Source organism: Planotetraspora mira, assembly GCF_016863275.1.
Classification (GTDB): domain Bacteria; phylum Actinomycetota; class Actinomycetes; order Streptosporangiales; family Streptosporangiaceae; genus Planotetraspora; species Planotetraspora mira.
In genome coordinates this window covers 21,077-39,687 of record NZ_BOOO01000037.1, presented here as the reverse complement: position 1 = coordinate 39,687, position 18,611 = coordinate 21,077, and the positions used below count along the sequence as shown (strand labels likewise).

Sequence of the window (18,611 nt, the reverse complement as noted above, 5' to 3'; positions counted from 1 at the left end):
GCCGGCCGGAGCATCGTCTCCGGCCGGTCGCCCTTTCCGGGGCCGCGTGCCAGAATCGCCGGTCAGTGGCGCGGGTCCGGTTCCCACCAGCCACGCCGGGCGGCGAGGACGCCGGCCTGGAACCGGCTGGTCGCCCCGAGCCGGACCATGAGCGCGTGGATGCGGCGCTGCACGGTGCGGTGGCCCATGTCCAGTTGGCGGGCGATCGCCTCGTCCGGAAGGCCGAGCGCGAGGAGGGAGACGATCCTGCGCTCCTCCTCGGTGAGCGGTGTCTCACCCTCCCCGGGTTTCCGCACGACTCCGGTGAGGCCCGTGATGCCGGGGAGCGGCGCGGCAGGTGTGGCGGCCTCGTCGACGGCGGCCTGCCCGGCCACGAACGGCAGCGCCTGGCGCCACAACATCTCGAACAGCGTTGACAGCGCGTCCAGCAACGAGCACGGATGGACCAGGATGCACGAGTCGAGCACCCGGGGTGTCGCCCGCAGGGGGATCAGCCCGAGGTCCTCGTCGGAGAGGATCATCTTCATCGGCACGTTGGCGAGGATCCGCACCTCCTCTCCCGAGGCCACGCTCTGCTCGATCTTCTGCGTCTGCCCCGCCATCCGGAACGTGTCGCGTTCGTGGATGAAACGCCTGCGGACGCCGTCCTCCAGCACGTTCGCGCTGGAGGAGATCATCTCCCCGTCGATCGCCCTGGCGTACGGCGGCGCATCGATGCCGCGGATCGCCGTCTTCGCCCGGCGGAGAAGTTGCTGGCCACACCGCGCCACGCCGTCCGGCCCGGAGACCACCTCGATCAGCTCGGCGGCGTCACGCCCGGCTCTGGCGCGGTGCCGCTCGCCGAGGTGATGCGCCAGCGCCCTGACCCGCTTGACGTCACGCTCCCGTGCCAGCAGCAGCACCTCGATCGCGCTGTCCGGCGGCAGCGCGGCGTAGTGCACCGGCTGGCCGGGCACCCGGCAGACCAGCCCTCGATCTTCGAGCCGTTGCAGAACCCCCGTGAGCATGTCCCGGTCGACGGTCGTCACACTCGCAAGCTCGTCGACGGTGAGCGACGCACCTTCGACGAGCGCGAGGTACGCCTCCTCACCCCAGTGGTCGATCCCCAGAACCTCGAGCACCCTGACGCCTCCCTGAGACATCTCGCCGGGACACTTCGCGCACCCGTCCAGCGGTCGCCGTCGCTGACGGTTCCCGCCGGTAAGGCTGGATCGTAGAGGAGGCCACGGACCGGCCGGTATCGCGGCCCCACGTCCGGGGCACGCGGGAGCGGCGCTCAGCCCACGATGAGAGGCCGCCGGCCCGCCCCGCTGAGCGGGACGGGCCGGCGGGAAAGGTTCAGGCCGCTCCTACGGCGTGGCCTTGTCGGGGCGCTCGGAGATTCGGATGACGTTGACGATGGTGTCGCCGGACCGCTCGGCGAACCGGACGTTGAGCTGGCCGTCGGTGACCCTCACCGTGTACTGGCGGTTGACCGCCGTGTTCGCGCCGGCCTCCAGGGCGAGGTCGAGCGCCGGGATGGCGAGCTCGCCTTCGGCGATGACGTCGAAGACCCGCTGGCCCGGGCGCTTGTTCCGGGTCTCGGCGAAGCCGAGTTCGATGGTGTAGGTGCCGTTGGGCACGTTGTCGTACCGGTACTCCAGCAGCGCCTCGCGGGCGGTCTTGAACAGCGACTGCTCGGTGGTGCCGGCGACCGTCTTACTGGCCGTGTACGTCTTGTCGGTGCCCACGTAGCCGTATCCGCCGGTGGTGTACTTCCGGTCGGCGACCCAGGTGTCACCGGCGGCGTCCACGACGTTCTTGGTGCCGCCCGCCTCGATGGCGATCTGACGCTTGGGCACCACGACCGACACGGCGATCTCCAGTTGCGGGTTGCGGCCGCTCGCCGAGCGCACCACCAGCTTGCCGGTGCGAACGGTTCCCGGCTGTACCCCCGAGCTGGATGCCGTGACCTGCAACGTCACCGACTTGCCCGCTGCCAGCTGCCCGCTCGCCGGGGTGACGCTCAGCCAGCTGTCGGCGGGATCCGTCACGACGGTGTAGTCGGTGGCGGTGCCGAGGTTGGACAGGTCGAACGTGCGCTTCCTGGTGGAGTCGGCGGGTTCCACCACGGTCAGCTCGCCGACCGAAGCGGTGACGCGGCCGGTGATCAGGGCCGTGTCGACCCGGGTCGGTTCTCCGGCGGTGACGGTGACCTCCTGGGTGAAGGTGCCGTAGTTCTCTTTGGAGACCTCGACCTGGTAGTCACCGCCGAGGACCTGCCCGGAGAAGGTGCCGTCGTCACCGGTGGTGAAGGTGGCGACGTCGCCCACCTTCACCGTCGCGCCCGCCAGCGGCTCGCCGTCGTTGGCGTCGGTGACGGTGCCGCCCAGCAGGCCGTGCCGGCTCGCGGCGAAGGTCAGGCTCTGACCCTCGGTGAGGGCGGCGCTGTCCTGGGAGTACTCGAAGGCGTCGGTGCCGTCGGCGTTCTCGATGCCGATGGTGGCGCTGTTGCCTGCGGCGTGCTCGTTGGTGATGCCCTTGTAGCGGTAGCTGATGGTGCCGTCCTCGCCGAGGAGCACCGAGAACGAGATCCGCTGGTTCACGTCGTCGTAGAAGCGGGCGTCACGCCATTCGACCACGAACGTACGCTTCGGCGCGGTTCCGATTGTGGCGGTGTAGACACCGGACTGGGAGTCCAGCAGCAGGTCGTCCCAGTACGCGTAGACCGCCCCGTTGGGCGTGGCGCCGGAGGGCAGCGAGCCGTTGTTCTGGGAGATGTCGGTGGAGCCGAAGGTCACGAACCCGTTGGTGCTGATCGTGCCGCTGGTGTAGGACGTGCCGTAGAACGGGAAGGAGAACGGCAGCGTGATCACCTGGCCCGCGTCGTCGCTCGTGAGAGGCTGCTTCGTGGTGCCGGCGACGTACGCCTCGGTGCCGCTGGTGCAGGTGTAGCCGAAGGAGTCGGTGCGGCGCGGCAGCTCGACGTCCTTGGTCAGGTCGCCCTTCACCGTGATCGGGACAGTGAGGGCGTCCGCGCATCGGGAGGACGGCGTGGCCTTCAGGTCATAGGTCTCATACGGCAGCGTGAGCTGGTATCGGCCGGCGGCGTCGGTGACGGCGCTGACCGGGGTGCCCGCCGCGGTCACCGTGGCGCCCGCCTCGGGCACGCCCGCGGCGGTGACCGTTCCGGAGACCGTCCCGGAGGGCTGCTGCGTCAGGGATAGGTTCTTGGTGACCGTTTCATCGGCCACGACGGTGACCGTGTCGGTGACGGTGCCGTACCCGAACTTCTTGACGGTGACGTCATAGTCGCCCTCTTCCAGGCGGGGCAGCGAGTACGCCCCGTCCTGGCCGGTGGTGACCGTACGCTTCAGGGGGCCGGTGACGCTGACGCTCGCGCCGGCGAGCGGCGAGCCGCCCGAGGTGACGGAGCCGGTCAGGGCGCCGAGCGCTCCGACGGGAGCCGCCTGGACCGCGGCGTAGGCGTCGAGCCTGCCCTCGCCCCAGATGTAGTTGTCGGCCGCGGTGCCGCCGCAACTGGTGTCGTCGACGTCGATCGCGGTCTGGTCGAGGAGCTCCCGCGTGGAGGCCACGTCGTTCTTCAGCGCGGGAGAGGCCGACCACATCAGCGCCACGGTCGCGGCGAGGTGGGGGGTGGCCATCGAGGTGCCGGAGTTGGGGGCGTATCCGTTGCCGGGCACGGACGAGCGCACGTCGACCCCGGGCGCGGCGAGGTTGGGCTTGATCTCGCCGTTCTCACCGGCGCCGCGGGAGGAGAAGTCCGCGATCGTGTTGTTGGAGTCGAACGCTCCGGCGCTGTAGGCGTCGGCGTACCCGCCGGGGGAGGCGGTGGTGGCGCAGCCCGGGCCCCAGTTGCCGTTGGCGAAGGCGGGGAAGATTCCGGCGTCGACCCACGCCTGGACGGTCTCCTTGTACCAGGGGTCGATGCCCGGGGCTCCGCCCCAGGAGTTGTTGACGATGTCGGGGGCCAGGTCGGGGGGGGGTTCTGGCCGTTCAGGTCGGTGGGTGCGATGACCCACTGCCCGGTGGCGAGCAGCGAGGCGGTGGAGCAGCTGGTGCTCTCGCAGCCCTTGGCGGCGATCCACTTGGCGCCGGGAGCCACGCCGATGTTGTTGGCGCCGCCGTCGCCGCCGACCATGGTGCCCATGGTGTGGGTGCCGTGGCCGACGTTGTCACATGGCGCGTCGTTCGCGCACACTCCCGCCGGGTCGAACCAGTTGTAGTTGTGGTCGACGCTGCCGTCGGCGTTCTTGCCGCGATATTGGGCGGCCAGCGCGGGGTGGTCGAACTGCACGCCCGTGTCGATGTTGGCGACGACGACGCCTTCACCGCGGTCGCCGAGTTCGTCCCATACGCGAGGGGCGTTGATGCGGTCGATGTTCCACTCGACCGAGTTGACCGTCGCGACGGGCTTGCCCGGCAGCGGGGTGGGCAGCCTGACGACCTGGTCGGGTGCGATCTGCTCGACTTCGGGCAGCTTCGCGATCTCGGCTGCCAGCTTGGCGTTGCCCGTCACCTTGACGGCGTTGACGATCCAGAACGAGGCGAAGTCGGCGTGCTGGGCGTTGAGGAGCTTGCGCAGGTTCGCCTGCGACGACGTGGCCTTCTCGGTCTTGGCCTTGAAGACCTGCTCGGCCTTCTCGGTCTTGGTCTTCGCCGTGCGGGCCGCGCTGAGGTCGGCGGCGCCCTTCAGACGCACCCAGAAGGTGGCCTTGTCGTCCTTGGCCAGGTCTGCTTTGACGGTTTTGTCGATCTTGGTCGGCTCGGGTGCTGCCGCGGTCGCGCTGTACGCCGCGCCTTGGGGGATGAGGAGTGCGAGGGTGGCTACGGTCCCTACCAGGGCCGCTCGCCAGTGACGCGAGGTGCTGGACACACGATCTCCTTCACGCAGGCGGGGGTCTCCCGCCGGGGAAAGCGAAGTGGACCTTACGTGATCTTTACAGCCCACGCGGAGAATGGTGAATCGATCATGTGAACCTTTCAAGAGTCCGACTGGCCGGTGTCGGAAGATTTAACAATCGGCTCGACATTCCGGGCGAATGCCTTCGCAGGCTGGCCGCCGGAAGCGGGGCCGATGACCTGCCGATTTCCCCGTACGGCACGGCAGCGGGAGGGTCGAAGTCCGTCGCGTCTCGCTTTGCGTGGCGTGTCTACGCCAACTGCGGAATTCGCCAGGCGGCCGTACATGACTTGACAACGTGCTGACTCCGTGTCAGCTCGGCATGATCCCTATCAAGCCGCCGGGGCCACCAGCTCGGCCTAAGAACCCCTAACAAAATGATCTTCCGCGTAACCCGCCGGGCCTGATGATCGTTGATCTTCGTGTGAGGAAGGGTGAGCAGCCGCCGTGGATCGTGTCGGACGGCTTGTGGGAACGGATCGAGCCGCTCCTGCCGACGGTGGAACGGCGGCAGCGTTACCCCGGGCGCAAACGGCTGGATGACCGGAAGGCTCTGTGCGGGATCTTGTTCGTGCTCTACACGGCGATCCCGTGGGAGTTCCTGCCGCAGGAGTTGGGCTTCGGCTCAGGTATGACCTGCTGGCGGCGGTTGCGGGACTGGCATCACGCCGGTGTGTGGGAACGGCTGCACCAATTGCTGCTGGGCGAACTTCACGCCGCTGACAAGCTCGACTGGTCCAAGGCGGTGATCGACAGCTCCCACGTCAGGGCGCTCAAAGGCGGCCCAAAACGGGTCCGAGCCCGGTCGACCGCGGCAAGAGGGGCTCCAAGCATCATGTGATCGCCGATGGCAACGGCATCCCGCTGGCCGTCAGCCTGACCGGCGGCAACCGCAACGACGTCACCCAGCTCATGCCGCTGCTCCATGCGATCCCGCCCGTCCGCGGCCGACGCGGCCGGCCTCGTCAGCGTCCCAAGGTGCTGTACGCCGACCGCGGCTACGACCACGACAAGTACCGCCGCCTGGTCTGGGCCAAGGGAGTGAAACCCGTCATTGCGCGCCGGGGCACCCCGCACGGCTCCGGGCTCGGCACCCACCGCTGGGTCATCGAGCAGACGATCGCCCTGCTCCACTGGTTCCGCCGCCTACGCATCCGCTGGGAAATCCGCGACGACATGCACGAGGCCTTCATGACGCTCGCGGCCGCCATCATCTGCTGACGACGCCTCGCCCGCTGATCATTGTGTTAGGACTTCTTATAGCAACGGCCCGATGGAAGGCGCCAACACCAAGGTCAAACTCATCAAACGCCAGATGTACGGCCGAGCCGGCTTCGCTCTGCTCCGCCAGCGCATCCTGCTCACCTAGATCACCGACCGTCACCACCGGATTCGTGCCAGAGCCGCAGATTCGGTGGTGACGAAAGGTCCGGCTGCGTCACAGTGAGTCATGATTGATCTTGACGAGCTTGTGAGCGTGGTGTTTTCGGGGTTGTCGCCGCTGGTGGTGAACGACGTAGTGGACGAGGGCGAGCGGATCCGCGTGCGGGCGCGAACTCCGGACGGGTCGGTCGCTTGCCCTGGGTGCGGGGCTGAGACAGCGCGGGTGCATGGCTATCACGACCGGACCGTTGCCGATGTCCCGGTCGATGCACGCCGTGTGCTGGTGGTGGTGGAGGAGGTTCGCCGCCTGGTCTGCCCGACCCGCGGCTGCCGTCAGACCTTCCGTGAACAGCTGCCCGGTGTGCTGGAGCGTTACCAGCGGCGCACCCCCCGTCTGACCTCGCAGATCGGTGCGGTGGTCCGCGAACTGGCTGGACGAGCCGGCGTGCGCGCCTTATCCGCGTTGGCAGTTGGCCTGTCCCGGCACACGGCGCTGCGCCTTCTGCTGCGCGGGCCGTCGCCCCAGCCCCGGGTGCCGCGTGTGCTCGGAGTGGATGACTTCGCGCTGCGCCGGCGTCGCCGCTACGCCACCGTGCTGATCGACGCCCAAACGCGGGAGCGCATTGACGTTTTACCTGCCGCACCGCCGATGTCCTGGAGGCCTGGCTTCGTGCTCATCCCGGGGTGCAGGTCGTGTGCCGGGACGGCTCGGGCGCCTACGCCGAAGCAGCGCGCCGCGCGCTGCCGGACGCCGTCCAGGTCACCGACCGCTGGCACCTGTGGCACAACCTCGGCGAGGCCGTCGGGAAAGAAGTAGCCGGACACAGTTCCTGCTGGGCCAAGGCCGGACCGCCCCCGCAGGACGGCAAGCGCGCGCAGACCACCCGCGAGCGCTGGCACCAGGTCCACGACCTACTCGGCAAGGGCGTCGGCCTGCTGGAATGCGCCCGCCGCCTGAACGTGTCCCTCAACACCGTCAAACGCTACGCCCGCGTGGGCGAACCCGAACGCCTGCAACGCGCCCCGCAATACCGGCCCACCCTCGTCGACCCCTACCGCGACCACCTCAGGCGCCGCCGATCCGACGACCCCGCCGTCCCCATCCTGCATCTGTTCAACGAGATCAAAGCCCTCGACTACCAGGGCAGCTTCAACCTCCTCTACCGCTACATCACCCAAGCCCGGGTCGAAGCCGACCGCCTGCCCATCTCACCCCGCCGCCTCGCCCGGCTCCTGCTCACCCGGCCCGACAACCTCTAAGACGAGCACCGCCGCTTGCTCGATGACCTCACCACCGCCTGCCCGCAGATGATCGACCTGTCCGAGCTCGTCCGCGCCTTCGCCGATCTGCTGCGGCCGCACGAGGACAACGCCGACCGTCTTGATGCGTGGACCACTACCGCCCGGACCTGCGATCTGCCTCACCTGCACGCCTTCATCCGCGGCCTCGAAAACGACCACGACGCCGTCTACGCGGCCGTCACCTTGCCCTTCCACAACGGCGGCACCGAAGGCGTCAACACCAAGACCAAACGCATCATGCGCCAGATGCACGGCCGAGCCAGCTTCGCGTTACTCCGCCACCGCATTCTCTTGGCCTAACTCTCCGCTACCACCGAAAGAGAGACAGAGCCGAATCTGCGACAGAGCCGTTCTCTGTACAGACCCGGCCCGTGGTCTGTTGTGGCGGGATGAGACGTGCCTCAGCGACGTGTCAGGCGAACGGGAGCGCGTGCTTGGGGCGCCTCCCGGCGGTGGCCGGGGGCGTTCCAAGGCAGGCGGGGAATGTGACGACAGGCTTCAGGGCAGCGTGTAGCCGCCGTCGACGGGGAGCGCGATGCCGGTGACGAAGCTGGACTTGTCGGAGCACAGCCAGACGACGGCGTCGGCGATTTCCTCGGGGCGGGCGATCCGCCCGAGGGGGTGGGAGGCGCTGAGCGACTTCCGCTGCTCCTCGTCCAGTGAAGCGATCATCGGGGTGTCCACCAGTCCGGGGCAGACGGCGTTGATGCGGATGCCGTGCGGCGCGACCTCCAGTGCCGAGCTCTTGGTCATGGAGATCTCGGCGGCCTTGGTGGAGGTGTAGCCGGAGAAGCCGGCAACGCCCACCATGCCTGCGGCGGAGGACATGTTCACTATCGCGCCGGACCCCTGCTCCATCATGCGCCGGAGTTCGTACTTCATCGACAGGAACACACCACGCACGTTGACGGCGATCATGTGGTCGAGCAACTCGGTCGAGTAGTCCGTGGTGCGTTGGTATTCTCCGTCGTAGCCCGCGTTGTTCAAGGCGAGGTCGAGGCGTCCGGTGTCCGCGGTCGCGGCCTGGACGGCCTGCTCGATGTGGGACTCGTCGGTCATATCTGCCACCACGTAGCGGCCCGAGCCGCCGGAGGCCTCGATCAGCCGGACGGTCTCCTTCAGGGCTTCGGCCGTGCGGCCCGCGACCGTCACCAGCGCCCCGTCGGCGGCCAGTGCGAGGGCAGACGCCCGCCCGATGCCGCTCCCGCCTCCGGTGACGAGCGCCGACTTCCCTGCGAACTGCTGGTTCATGTGTGTGTCCTCTTCTCTTGCTGTGGATGGAGGGTGGCTCGGAGGTGGTCAGCAGCGGGCGCTGCCGGCCTGGCATCTAGTGCTGCACCGCATTGATTCGTTGAGGGTCACGCGGCCTTGAGCGGAGTGCCGTCGTAGGTCCACCGGTAGGGCTTGGCGGTGGTGTTGTGTGCGATGGCGAAGGCGTCGAGTTTGTCGATGAGGTCATGGCGGTCGGCGAAGTCACCGTGTCGTAGGACGCAACGGGTCAAAGCGGAGAAATACATCTCCGCTTGGTTCAGCCACGAGGCGTACGGCGGGGTCCAGTGCACGTGCCAGCGCGGGTGCTCGGCCAGCCATGCCCTGGTGTTCTTGGCGGTATGGGAGACCGTTGTCCAGCACGATGTGGATCTGGCGGTTCGGATCGATCAGCCGGTCGAGCATCTACAGGAAGCCGACAAACGTGGCCGAGGTGTTGCGGGCGATCGGCTCGGGAGGATCTCACCAGTGGTCACGTTCAGCGCAGCGATGATGGAGACGGTGCCGTGGCGGACATATTCAAACTCCTGGTGGGCGGGTCTGCCGGGCTGTACGGCCCGGCCCGGGTGCTTGCGGGAGCGGGCCGCGATCGCGGTCTTCTCATCGATCGACAGCACTACCGCGCCCTCGGGCGGGTTGAGGTAGAGGTGGCAGATGTCGGTGGCGCGCTCCCAGAAGTCGGGAGTCTGGCGCCGGGTGAGCCAGCCACGCACCCGGTGGGGCTTGAGATCACAGTCGGCCAGGATCCGCCCCACCTGAGAGGCGGAGATCCCGGTGGGGGGCAGGCGCGCGGCGATTGTTCGATGCGACCAGGTCGACTCCGGGAAGGGCGGGGCACTGGTCGCGGTCGCCACCACCGCCAGGCGAACCCCGGCCCCGTGCAGGCAGGGCCGACCCGAGCGCTGGGCATCCTTCAATCCCTTCAGACCCTGGGCAGCGAACCGGCCGCGCCACTTGCGCACGGTATTGACACTCACCCCTACCGTTCGGGCAATCGTCTCGTTCGACGCCCGGGCCGCCGCGGCCAGCACGATCTTGGCGCGGACCACCGCGCGCACCTCGGCCTTGACCGAGCCGACGGTCCGCTCCAGTCGCCGACGCGTGCCCTCATCCACCCTCACCCGCACCGCTTGTGCCCGCACGAGCTCGCCCCGCTTCTCTGACCGCCCTGCCCAACGAGGGGGAATCATGGCGGACCGGGGGCGTCAGAGGGCACGACGGGAGCCATGCCGAAGAACCCGCCCGAGTCGATGCAGCACCACCTGCGCCAGCGCCTGAACGATCACGCCCGCGCTCGCTGGCCGCAGTTGGACAGGGTCGAGGTGCGTTACCGGGCCGGGTTCGCCTACGCCGACGGGGTCTTGTCCGGCGGTGAGGTGCTGCCGCTGTGCCGCCTGCGCTTCGGCGGAGTCCTGCACACCTGGGGCTTCGCGATCTACCTTGCCAGCCGCGACGGCTACCAGGACAACATCCTGCCCAGTGGCCTGCCTATCGGCAGTCCCGAGGAAGCCTTCGATTGTGCCTGCGGCCTCTACCTTGACGATCCCACCGCTTGGCTCACCCCACCCTCCACGAACTAACGCGGTGCAGCACTAGAGTTCGACCGGATAGTCCTGATCGAAGTCGGCCGATCGACTCACTGCCTCCCACGCGGCCGCCTCCTCAAGTTGACTCTGCGAATAGCTCTGCGCCAACTGGACGGCACCGGCCCCCAGAAGCAGATGCGAGGGCAGGTTCTGCCGCTTGACCATCCGGACCAGGATCTCCCCGGCGCGCTTCGGGTCTCCGGCGGTGGCTGCCGGGCCGCTGAGCAGGCGGGCTATCTCGCCGACGGTCTGGTTGTACTCGGGCCCGAGATCCGGGATCTGCATCGACGCGCCGGCCCAATCGGTCGCGAACCCGCTCGGTTCCACAATGAGGTACTTGATGCCGAATGGTGCGGTCTCAGTCGCGAGGACGCGGGTGAAGCCGTCGACTGCGAACTTGGCCGCCTGATAGGCCCCAAGGCCAGGTGACCCGCCGACCCGGCCGCCGATGGAGGAGAACTGCACGACCGTGCCTCCTCCCTGCGTCTTGAGGATCGGGAGCGCGGCCGTCGAGACGTTGTAGACGCCCCAGAAGTTCGTGTCGACCTGCTGCCGGAAGTCGTCTTCGGATGTGGTCTCCACCGGCGACAGGTTGGCGTACCCGGCGTTGTTGACCACCACGTCGATCCTGCCGAAACGACCGACCGCCGCCTCAAGGCCGGCTACCGCGGCCGACCGGTCGGTGACGTCAAGCGCGACGGGGAGAACGCGGTCGCCGTACTGCTGTACGAGATCGTCCTGCTGATCCACCTTGCGCGCCGTGGCGACGACGTTGTCGCCGGCTTCCAAGGCCGCGACTGCGAGGGCGCGACCGAAGCCGCGGGACGAACCGGTGATGAACCATGTTTGAGTAGCCATATGAATAGCAAAACATGGTTTCGCAATTAGTGCAACCCGGGTGTGTTATTTTTTGGATCATGAGTGCGGCCTCCAACGCCCCCGCGGGGGCCCGGTCGCCCGAAGCCCACACCCCGCACTTCATGTTCACCCCCCGGCTCCGCGTCGAGCCGGAGGCGAAGACCCCGGCCGATTGCGGCCTCGGCTGCCGCGCCGCGGACCATCATCGAGGACCTCCGGCACAACGACATCGAGCCCCAACTCCTCAGCAGGGGCCACTCCAGGGGGTCCGCAAACCCGTCCAGTCGCGGCGCTGTCGCGGTGGCGCGACGACCTCGCGGCCCGCCTCCAGGGCGAACGCACCCCAAATACACCACAACCGTGTTGTGTTAATTACGCAACGTCGTTGCTAAAATGCCGAACATGGCGACATCCGACTTTCAGCGCGCCCGCAGCGTCGAGCAGAAGCAGCAGCGCAGGGACGAGATGCTCGCAGCGGCACGCAAACTGGCGCTCGCCAAAGGTGTCCGCACCGTCACAATGAGCGACATCGCGGACGACATCGGATTCCACAAGTCGGCTGTGCTGCGCTACTTCGAGACCCGCGAGGCCGTCTTCCTGGAACTCGCCACCGTGGGGTGGGTGGACTGGATGGACGCGTGCGTGCCGGCGATCCACTCGTCGGCCGGCGACCCGTCCCGAGTGGCCCGGGCCATCGCCGACACGCTCACCCAGCGGCCCCTGTTCTGCGATCTGCTGGGGCACGCGCCGATGAACCTCGAACGCGGTGTGTCCGCCGAGGCCGTGCAGCAGTTCAAAGTCATCGTGCTTGATCAGGTCGACCGGTTCGTCCAGGCTGCCACCGCCGCGCTGCCGTCACTGACCGAGGCGGACGGGCGGGCCCTGGTCACGGCGGTATGCGCGCTCGCGTCCTCCCTGTGGCAGGTCAGCCACCCGACCGAGCCCGTGGCCGCCCTGTACCGCAGCAACCCGCACCTGGGACACGCCACGGTCGACTTCGCGCCAGCCCTGTACAACCAGTCCGAGACTGTGATCCTCGGGCTGCTGTCCAGGAGACTCACCCCACCCTCAACGAACTAACGCGGTGCAGCACTAGGAAGCCGAGCCGATCATCGGGTTCGTCATCGGTACGGCGGGAGAGCGCAGCGCGTGCATGTTCACGAAAGGCTCCACAGGGCGAAGGTCTGACGAGCGGGCAGTTGTCACGGCACTGGATGAGAATGAGCGGCCGCGTCGAGAAGGGAGTTCACGTGCTTTCGATGGCGTGCGGAGACGGACGGGTCGCTTGGAGGGGTTCGCCGGGTGGCGGCCAGAGCGGCCAGGGCGGTGGTGATGGGGACGGCCGCGATGAGTCCCAGCGTGCCGACAACAGCGCGCACGATCTCTTGGGCGAGGACTGGGTTACGCAGGACGTCACCCAGATCTTGGTCGCCGATGCTGAACAGCAGCAGCAACGGCAGTGCGGCTCCGGAGTAGGCGAGGATGATCGTGTTGATCACCGAGGCGATGTGGGCCCGGCCGACTCGGCCGGCGGCACGGTAGAGCTGTCTGAAGGTGTAGCCCGGGTTGGCAACGGCGAGTTCCTCGACGGTGACCGCCTGGGTAACGGTGACGTCGTCGAGCACACCAAGAGCGCCGATGATGATGCCGGCCAGCAGCAGGCCCTGGGTGTTGATGCTGTAGCTCATGTCCAGAAGGAACGAGCTGTCGTCGGTGACGCCCCTGAGATGGACGGCGTCAATGGCCACCGCGGAGAGTAGGCCGGTGAGGCTGAGACTGGTCAGGGTGCCGACCACGGCTAGTTCCCGCCGTTGGATGCTCTCCCTCCCCTTGAGCTGGCCTTCCTGCCCTGCGGCCGTCCTCGGCCGCCTGGACTGCGGCACCGAACAAGAAGCTGGCAGCCACCCAGCCCCGGCTCGGTGCGCGTTGCGAGCGCGGGCGGTCGGGCGACCATGGTCGGAGCCGTCGCCCTATGGAGGTGTGCCATGTGGCGCGGCGCGGGCGTTGGTGGCCGGTGTGGGCGTGCAGTGGGCCGTGGTCGGTGTGGGCGGCGGGGGCAATCAGGGCGGCCACATCGGCGGGTGAAGTTTCGGCGGGCACGGTGGACTGATGTTCACCGAGTTCCGTGGAGTCGGCCTGGCGACATGCCTCCGGTGTCGCTTTTACTGCCAGGGAATGCTCGGACTGGTTGGCTTGCTGGGCAGCGTAGTCAGCTGAGGAAGTGCCTGCGTGCTGGATCAAACAAGTGGAAGTGAGCTCACCCAGGCTTATGGTGGCCCGCTGGCTGCCGCGACGATATGCCAAGGCCGGCGCGTAGGTCGTGGAGTTGATGGGCCAGGCCCTGGCGTTCCAGCTGGGCAGCGTCGGCTTGCGCCTCGGCGCGTTCGGCGCGTTCGCGGGCGTCTTCGGCTCTGGCCGTGATCGCCGCTGTTTCGGCCTGGTGGGCTGTGGTGAGCACGGTCAGCTGACGCTCGGTGTCGGCGCGCAGGCGCTGGATCTCTTTCCGGCTGTCTGCGGTGGCACGCTCAGTTCTGGCGCGCGCCTGGTCCCGCGCGGTCTCGGCAGTTTGGGCTCGGACCAGCGCGGCGTCGGCTTGCTCACGTAGCACCGAGTTCTCGGCGCGAGCCTCGGTAAGGGAACGCTGGGCGACCATCAGTTGATTCGCTTGGGTGGCGTACTCCGCGCGCGCCTCTTCAAAAGCGCGCCGCAGAGTTTCGAGCTGGCCGGCCTGCAGCGCGTGAGCCGTACGCAACTCTTCAAGAGTTTGGTAGGCCGCTTCCCGCTGGTCGGTGAGTTCAGCCCGCGCGGAAAGCGCGGCATCACGGGCAGCCTCCGCGCGGCCGCGAGCCGCTTCGTGCTCGGCCACCTGCTGCCATGCTTCGGTCCGGATCCGTTCGGCATCGGTGCGCGCATGCTCCAGCCGCCGCTCTGCCTCGAGTCGTTTTTGTTGGGCGGCTCGCTCGGCCGCTAGCGCCTGGCGGCGGGCTCGCTCTGCCTGTGTGGCCCGCTGCTCGGCGGCCTCGGCGATGTTGCGGGCTTCGGCGGCTTCCTCCTCGGCGGCCTCGATCTGCGCCAGCGCACCGCTTTGCGCCTGCTCCAACTGCTGGGTCAGCTCGGCGAGCACCGCGGTGAGCTCGCTGAGGCCCGGGCGGGCAGTGTCGCTCAGCTGGGTGACCGCGGCGAGATGGGCGGAGATGGTGGCGGTCTGTCGCTGGCGACGCGCCCGGGACGCGGCGTCGGCACATGCTTTGCGGCAGAACCGCGCCGGCCGCCCGGCCTTGCGCTGACCGTGCTCATCGAGCGCCGGCTGCGGCATGGGGCCGCCGCAGAACGCGCAGACCGGTTCGGGCTCGGGGTCCGCCGCGGCGGGAGCGGTTGATGGACCGCGCAGTTCGGCGTTCGGCGGATCATCGGACACTCTCAGACCGTAGCAGTGATTTCGCGAGTCTTCTGTGAAATAGCTTTTCGCGAGAGCTCAACGCGAAATCAAGCTCCAGTCTTCGTGCCCCATAATCACGGTTATGGTGTACGGTCGAGATCGCGCGATCGTGGGGAGGATCGATGACGGACACACCCGCGGGCGGGACACCCGAGCCGGTGACATCCGACGCCGGGGGAGCGGTGCTACCCGCAACTGTCCGCGGCGTGCCCGCCAGGAAAGACGCCGCGCCCGTGCAGCAGCTGCTCGAGCTGCGCCGTGCATCGATCGCCGATGCGGTCGCCGCCCTGCCCGCACTGGGCGAGGTGGACCTCGCCGACCCTTACGGCGTCCACCGATTGACCGCGATCTGGCTGGAGTCCCGGCCGTCCCCAGCCACCGCCACCGCCTACCACACCGACCTGACCAGCTGGCTGTCGTGGTGTGCCGCGCGCCGGCTGAACCCGCTGGCGGTGCGCCGCGCCGACGTCGACCTGTACAAGACCGACCTGGCCGCCGAGTACGCCGCCAGCACCGCAGCCCGCAAGCTGTCGGCAGTGTCCTCCTGGTACCGCTACCTGATCAGCAACGAGGCGTGCGATCGCAACCCGGTCGCCGCGGTCGACCGGCCCAAAGTGGACCGCGACGCCTCCCGCACGGTCAGCCTGTCCCGTGATGAGGCGGGCCGGTTCCTCGCCGCGGCCGCGGCCGACGACCAGCCGGTACGGCTGCGCACCGCCGCGCTGCTCGGCATCATGCTCACCGAAGGCGTCCGCGTCTCCGAGGTCTGCAACGCCGATGCCGCCGACCTGGGCCACAACCGCGGCTGGCGGACCCTCACCGTGACCCGCAAGGGCGGCAAGCGCCAGGCCCTCCCGCTCGCCCCGCCCATTGCGGACGCGCTGGACCGCTACCTGTCCGACCGCGCCACCAACTCCGGCGTTTCTACCGAGCAACTGGCCGGGCCGCTGTTCGTCACGGGCCCGACCGGTCCGCACCACGGCGGCCGGCGCCTCGACCGGTGGGCGATCACCAAGCTCATTCGCCGGATCGCCCGCCAGGCGGGCATTCCGTCATGGTCCGAGCTCACCCCGCACTCGCTGCGGCACTCGTTCGCCACGCTGTCGCTGGACGCCGGTGCTGCCCTGCGCGACGTTCAGGACGCGATGGGCCACGCCGACCCCCGCACCACCCGCGCCTACGACCGAGCCCGGTATTCCCTAGACCGGCACCCCGCGACTCGCTTGGTCTCCTTCGTCGCCACACACGATGGCGATCTCGCGCAGTAAACGCCCCGTAGTGGCTAGCACCACTGCGGACTGGCTGGCCATTCCGTAGCGACGGGATGGTCGAACCGCTCACCTCCGACGGGCGGGCGCCTGCTGACCGTGGCGCCGCGTCTCGTCGGGCTGAAAGAGCTGACCACGATCTTCCATGAATCGATAGCCAGCAGGCGAACGACCCGTCCGGGAGTTCGTGCACGCACTCGGCGATCGCCCTCGTCCTCCAACCGGTACGGTCACCGCAGTCCTTTCGGAAGATCGGCGGCTGGAGATCATCATCGATGACGGAGCCTCGGCGACCTACGACTTCGACGAACTCGACGACCTCACGCATGCGTACGCCATCAGCGTGCACCGTTCCCAAGGCAGCGAGTACCCCTTCGTCGTGGCACCGCTGGTTGTCGACTTCGGCGGAATCATGCTTCGGCGCAGACTTCTCTACACCCTTGTCAATCGCGCCCAGTCGCACATGATTCTCGTCGGCCAGTTTCAAGCGCTGGAAACGGCGGTTCAGCAACTCGGACGACGGCGGCACACAGGGCTCGCCAGACGCTCACCTACAACCTTCAGGACGACACCGTCGCCGCCTGACGATCCGCACGTTGTGGCCATGAACAGTGATGAGTACCGCCGCTTGCTCGGCTGCGGGGAGGCCGGCCCGCCCAGTGCCCCCCATAGGCGATGGCTGGTTGACTCTTCCCTGAGCCCGCTGACTACCAGTGTCCGAGGTCACGGTCATGCAGGTCATCTGCGTCGGCAATTCGCTTGTCCACGTGGTCGGCGACCTGGTCCCACCAGCTGCGGCGCGAGTCCGCGCCGAGCGCGAAACGGAGTACGCCTTCCGGGGGGTCCTGCGAGGTCCGCGGCAGCTCAATCACCTGGTACGCGGTGACGCTGTTCACGTTGAGGGATCGCAGTCGACGCATCGCTTCCGCCCGCCATGGCGGAGGCCCGTCGGGATGAGTAGGTGCCAGCAGGTGAGGCTCGACGTGCGGTTTGAGTACCTCATGCACGATCGGCAGGACCGTCAAGGCGATGTTGTCCAGGTCCTTGCCCTGCTCAGGAGGAACGACGAGGAACGTCACCTTAACCGGGACAAGCAGGAGGTCGAACAGCGGGCGATGCTCCTTGAACTCCTCCATCCGACGGCGCAGCGCGTTCTCGAACTCCTTCCCTTCGCGGCTGTTGCGAGGCAGCCCGGGCAGCGAAAGCGTCAGAGGGTGTCCAAGCAGTTGACGTCGGCTCATGGTCCGCGCGTCACGGAGGTGCTCTTCGGAGATGCTCCGGTGCGTCTCTGGCACATTCGTGGGCAGTGCCCGGGTGACGCCGTCCAGGTACATGCATAGTCCGAGGGCGAGGGACGCGTCGATCTGGCGAAGCACCGCCTTCTGGAGGTCGGCGAGGCGATAGAAGCGGCTCGACCGTTCGATGTACCCCCATAGGGGTGCGTTCGTGGAGCCTCCCGGTACGCTGCCCCATTCTTCTTCCTCGACGTCGTCGGGCAGATTGGGAGACCAGAAGGGGCTGGACTCGTCGTCCTCGTTCTCATCGTCACGCCTGAGCCTGTTGGCGATGGTGAGGTCGGCGGCAACGTCCCGACCCGGGCGGGCGATGAGATATGTGTGACCGTGGCGGACCACAGAAGCGGCGACCCTGCGGCGCGAACCATCCTGGTCTGCAGGGAGATCGGCCGTTATGGGGCGGGACCCTACGTCGGTGCGCTCTCCGTCGTCGGAGAGCGGGGCGATGGAGTCCCAGGGGCCTGAAAGGAGGGATGACGGGAGCTTGGCCCGGGTCGCCTCTTGGTTCCATGCCTGATCCAGGCCGACGTACAAGAACTTGACCTGCCGGTCGTCCCTGTAGAGGACGCTCCGCCGGCGTGGCCGGCCGGCCGGGTCGGCGTCATCCAGCAGATCGAGAACGTGCTTAGCGACGTTGTGGATCGCGGGCGGGTTCTTCCGCCTGCTGGTGAAGTGCAGATCCAGCGCGACGGGCCCAGTGAAGGGACGTCGGCTCAGGGCCATCATCTGTTCAACCACTTGCTGCTGGAACGCGAGGGCTGACCTGCTCCCTCTCAGTCCCTTCTGTTCGGGCTCGCCTTCGATCCTCATGCGCAACGTGCGCTGCCAGCGGACGTTGCGCTGGATCACCCAAAAGTCGTCGGGCAGGTTCCACCAGGACTTCATCATTGCCCTCCCGACAGGCATACGAGCACGATCATGCGCGTCCGCGCCAGGGGAGTCCCGTCCAGCGTGCGGACGGGGGGAGCCTCCAGCTGTTACTTCGACCTGGGACTAGTTCGTCCTTGTTGGGTGATCATGCGTGCGAACGAGTCTGGGGTGACGATCGGGATGCCGTTGTGTGCCCGTCGCGGCGCCCCGACCAAGGGTGCAGGAATCGAGAGCAGCGAAGGGATCGGGCATACCGCAACGCGACGGTCGCCAACCGCCTGGCCGTCGCCGACGGACGCTCTCCTAGCCGTCGACGAGGTAGCCGCCGAGGTGCAGTGCGCCGCCGGACGCTCGACGGCACAGCACGCTGTCGACGGCGGCTCGGCAGCGGCGACTCGTTTGCCGATACGGTGAGCAACATCGAGGATGGGAATCCCA

At 68.0% G+C, this 18,611-nt stretch carries 14 protein-coding genes and 4 pseudogenes; 8 read left to right on the top strand and 10 right to left on the bottom strand.

Translation table 11 applies throughout. From position 1 onward, the window contains the following. Positions 1-62 precede the first annotated feature (62 nt). From Pmi06nite_RS31285 to Pmi06nite_RS42730, 3 genes and pseudogenes are all read right to left on the bottom strand, one after another. Positions 63-1,121, bottom strand: a complete 1,059-nt coding sequence (locus Pmi06nite_RS31285) for a helix-turn-helix transcriptional regulator (RefSeq protein ID WP_203956773.1) — start codon at positions 1,119-1,121, stop codon at positions 63-65. A 228-nt stretch (positions 1,122-1,349) separates the two neighbouring features. Beyond that, positions 1,350-4,022 carry an NIDO-like domain-containing protein gene (locus Pmi06nite_RS42195; protein WP_275409619.1) on the bottom strand — a complete coding sequence of 891 codons (2,673 nt, stop codon included), beginning with the start codon at positions 4,020-4,022 and terminating at the stop codon, positions 1,350-1,352. 50 nt (positions 4,023-4,072) lie between these two features. Continuing rightward, positions 4,073-4,297: pseudogene (locus tag Pmi06nite_RS42730) on the bottom strand (S8 family serine peptidase); the annotation flags it as partial. Between Pmi06nite_RS42730 and Pmi06nite_RS42185 the strand changes: the two are divergent. The 4 genes and pseudogenes from Pmi06nite_RS42185 to Pmi06nite_RS31265 all read left to right on the top strand — a co-directional run bounded on the left by Pmi06nite_RS42185 (position 4,229) and on the right by Pmi06nite_RS31265 (position 7,888). Then, positions 4,229-4,978 carry a hypothetical protein gene (locus Pmi06nite_RS42185; RefSeq protein ID WP_239114340.1) on the top strand — a complete coding sequence of 250 codons (750 nt, stop codon included), beginning with the start codon at positions 4,229-4,231 and terminating at the stop codon, positions 4,976-4,978. The pseudogene Pmi06nite_RS42730 and the gene Pmi06nite_RS42185 sit on opposite strands and share 69 nt — an antisense overlap. Positions 4,979-5,309: 331 nt before the next feature. After that, positions 5,310-6,124 (top strand): IS5 family transposase gene (locus Pmi06nite_RS31275; protein ID WP_203956772.1). Its coding sequence is split into 2 segments (ribosomal slippage): positions 5,310-5,688 and positions 5,688-6,124, totalling 816 coding nucleotides; the frame shifts between segments, so codons are not numbered across the junction. A gap of 37 nt (positions 6,125-6,161) precedes the next feature. Continuing rightward, positions 6,162-6,272, top strand: a pseudogene (locus Pmi06nite_RS42725) (transposase); the annotation flags it as partial. Positions 6,273-6,353: 81 nt separating this feature from the next. Then, a pseudogene (locus tag Pmi06nite_RS31265) lies at positions 6,354-7,888 on the top strand (ISL3 family transposase). Between the two features lie 198 nt (positions 7,889-8,086). On the opposite strand, the gene Pmi06nite_RS31260 reads toward Pmi06nite_RS31265, so the two are convergent. From Pmi06nite_RS31260 to Pmi06nite_RS31250, 3 genes are all read right to left on the bottom strand, one after another. Then, positions 8,087-8,839, bottom strand: coding sequence for a glucose 1-dehydrogenase (locus tag Pmi06nite_RS31260; protein ID WP_203956770.1), 753 nt, complete (start codon positions 8,837-8,839; stop codon positions 8,087-8,089). A gap of 107 nt (positions 8,840-8,946) precedes the next feature. Then, positions 8,947-9,243, bottom strand: coding sequence for a transposase (locus tag Pmi06nite_RS31255; RefSeq protein WP_203956895.1), 297 nt, complete (start codon positions 9,241-9,243; stop codon positions 8,947-8,949). A 3-nt stretch (positions 9,244-9,246) separates the two neighbouring features. Further along, positions 9,247-9,972 (bottom strand): IS630 family transposase, encoded by a 726-nt coding sequence (locus Pmi06nite_RS31250; RefSeq protein WP_203956769.1) that lies wholly within the window; start codon positions 9,970-9,972, stop codon positions 9,247-9,249. Positions 9,973-10,083: 111 nt separating this feature from the next. Between Pmi06nite_RS31250 and Pmi06nite_RS31245 the strand changes: the two genes are divergently transcribed. Next, positions 10,084-10,437 carry a hypothetical protein gene (locus tag Pmi06nite_RS31245; RefSeq protein ID WP_203956768.1) on the top strand — a complete coding sequence of 118 codons (354 nt, stop codon included), beginning with the start codon at positions 10,084-10,086 and terminating at the stop codon, positions 10,435-10,437. Between the two features lie 12 nt (positions 10,438-10,449). On the opposite strand, the gene Pmi06nite_RS31240 is transcribed toward Pmi06nite_RS31245, so the two are convergent. Then, positions 10,450-11,301 (bottom strand): SDR family NAD(P)-dependent oxidoreductase, encoded by an 852-nt coding sequence (locus tag Pmi06nite_RS31240; protein ID WP_203956767.1) that lies wholly within the window; start codon positions 11,299-11,301, stop codon positions 10,450-10,452. Between the two features lie 402 nt (positions 11,302-11,703). Here Pmi06nite_RS31240 and Pmi06nite_RS31235 point away from each other — a divergent pair, with 402 nt between their 5' ends. Continuing rightward, positions 11,704-12,381, top strand: a complete 678-nt coding sequence (locus Pmi06nite_RS31235) for a TetR/AcrR family transcriptional regulator (protein ID WP_203956766.1) — start codon at positions 11,704-11,706, stop codon at positions 12,379-12,381. A gap of 122 nt (positions 12,382-12,503) precedes the next feature. Here Pmi06nite_RS31235 and Pmi06nite_RS31230 read toward each other — a convergent pair whose 3' ends face one another. Further along, a complete protein-coding gene (locus tag Pmi06nite_RS31230; RefSeq protein ID WP_239114329.1) occupies positions 12,504-13,184 on the bottom strand; it encodes a YibE/F family protein in 681 nt (226 codons plus the stop codon). A gap of 374 nt (positions 13,185-13,558) precedes the next feature. Next, positions 13,559-14,719, bottom strand: a complete 1,161-nt coding sequence (locus Pmi06nite_RS31225) for a coiled-coil domain-containing protein (protein ID WP_203956765.1) — start codon at positions 14,717-14,719, stop codon at positions 13,559-13,561. A gap of 143 nt (positions 14,720-14,862) precedes the next feature. Between Pmi06nite_RS31225 and Pmi06nite_RS31220 the strand changes: the two genes are divergently transcribed. After that, complete coding sequence (locus Pmi06nite_RS31220) at positions 14,863-16,008, top strand: tyrosine-type recombinase/integrase (RefSeq protein ID WP_203956764.1); 1,146 nt, start codon at positions 14,863-14,865, stop codon at positions 16,006-16,008. A gap of 187 nt (positions 16,009-16,195) precedes the next feature. Next, positions 16,196-16,471 (top strand): annotated as a pseudogene (locus Pmi06nite_RS42720) (ATP-binding domain-containing protein); the annotation flags it as partial. 244 nt (positions 16,472-16,715) lie between these two features. On the opposite strand, the gene Pmi06nite_RS42175 reads toward Pmi06nite_RS42720, so the two are convergent. Beyond that, positions 16,716-18,113: a RusA family crossover junction endodeoxyribonuclease gene (locus Pmi06nite_RS42175; protein WP_239114328.1), complete on the bottom strand. Its 1,398-nt coding sequence runs from the start codon at positions 18,111-18,113 to the stop codon at positions 16,716-16,718. Between the last annotated feature and the right edge of the window lie 498 nt (positions 18,114-18,611).

Bases quoted from the DNA above. Each gene is read 5' to 3' on its own strand.
- Pmi06nite_RS31240 (WP_203956767.1), bottom strand. From the start codon at position 11,301: ATGGCTACTCAAACATGGTTCATCACCGGTTCGTCCCGCGGCTTCGGT.
- Pmi06nite_RS31245 (WP_203956768.1), top strand. From the start codon at position 10,084: ATGCCGAAGAACCCGCCCGAGTCGATGCAGCACCACCTGCGCCAGCGC.
- Pmi06nite_RS31235 (WP_203956766.1), top strand. From the start codon at position 11,704: ATGGCGACATCCGACTTTCAGCGCGCCCGCAGCGTCGAGCAGAAGCAG.
- Pmi06nite_RS31260 (WP_203956770.1), bottom strand. From the start codon at position 8,839: ATGAACCAGCAGTTCGCAGGGAAGTCGGCGCTCGTCACCGGAGGCGGG.
- Pmi06nite_RS42175 (WP_239114328.1), bottom strand. From the start codon at position 18,113: ATGAGGATCGAAGGCGAGCCCGAACAGAAGGGACTGAGAGGGAGCAGG.
- Pmi06nite_RS31220 (WP_203956764.1), top strand. From the start codon at position 14,863: ATGACGGACACACCCGCGGGCGGGACACCCGAGCCGGTGACATCCGAC.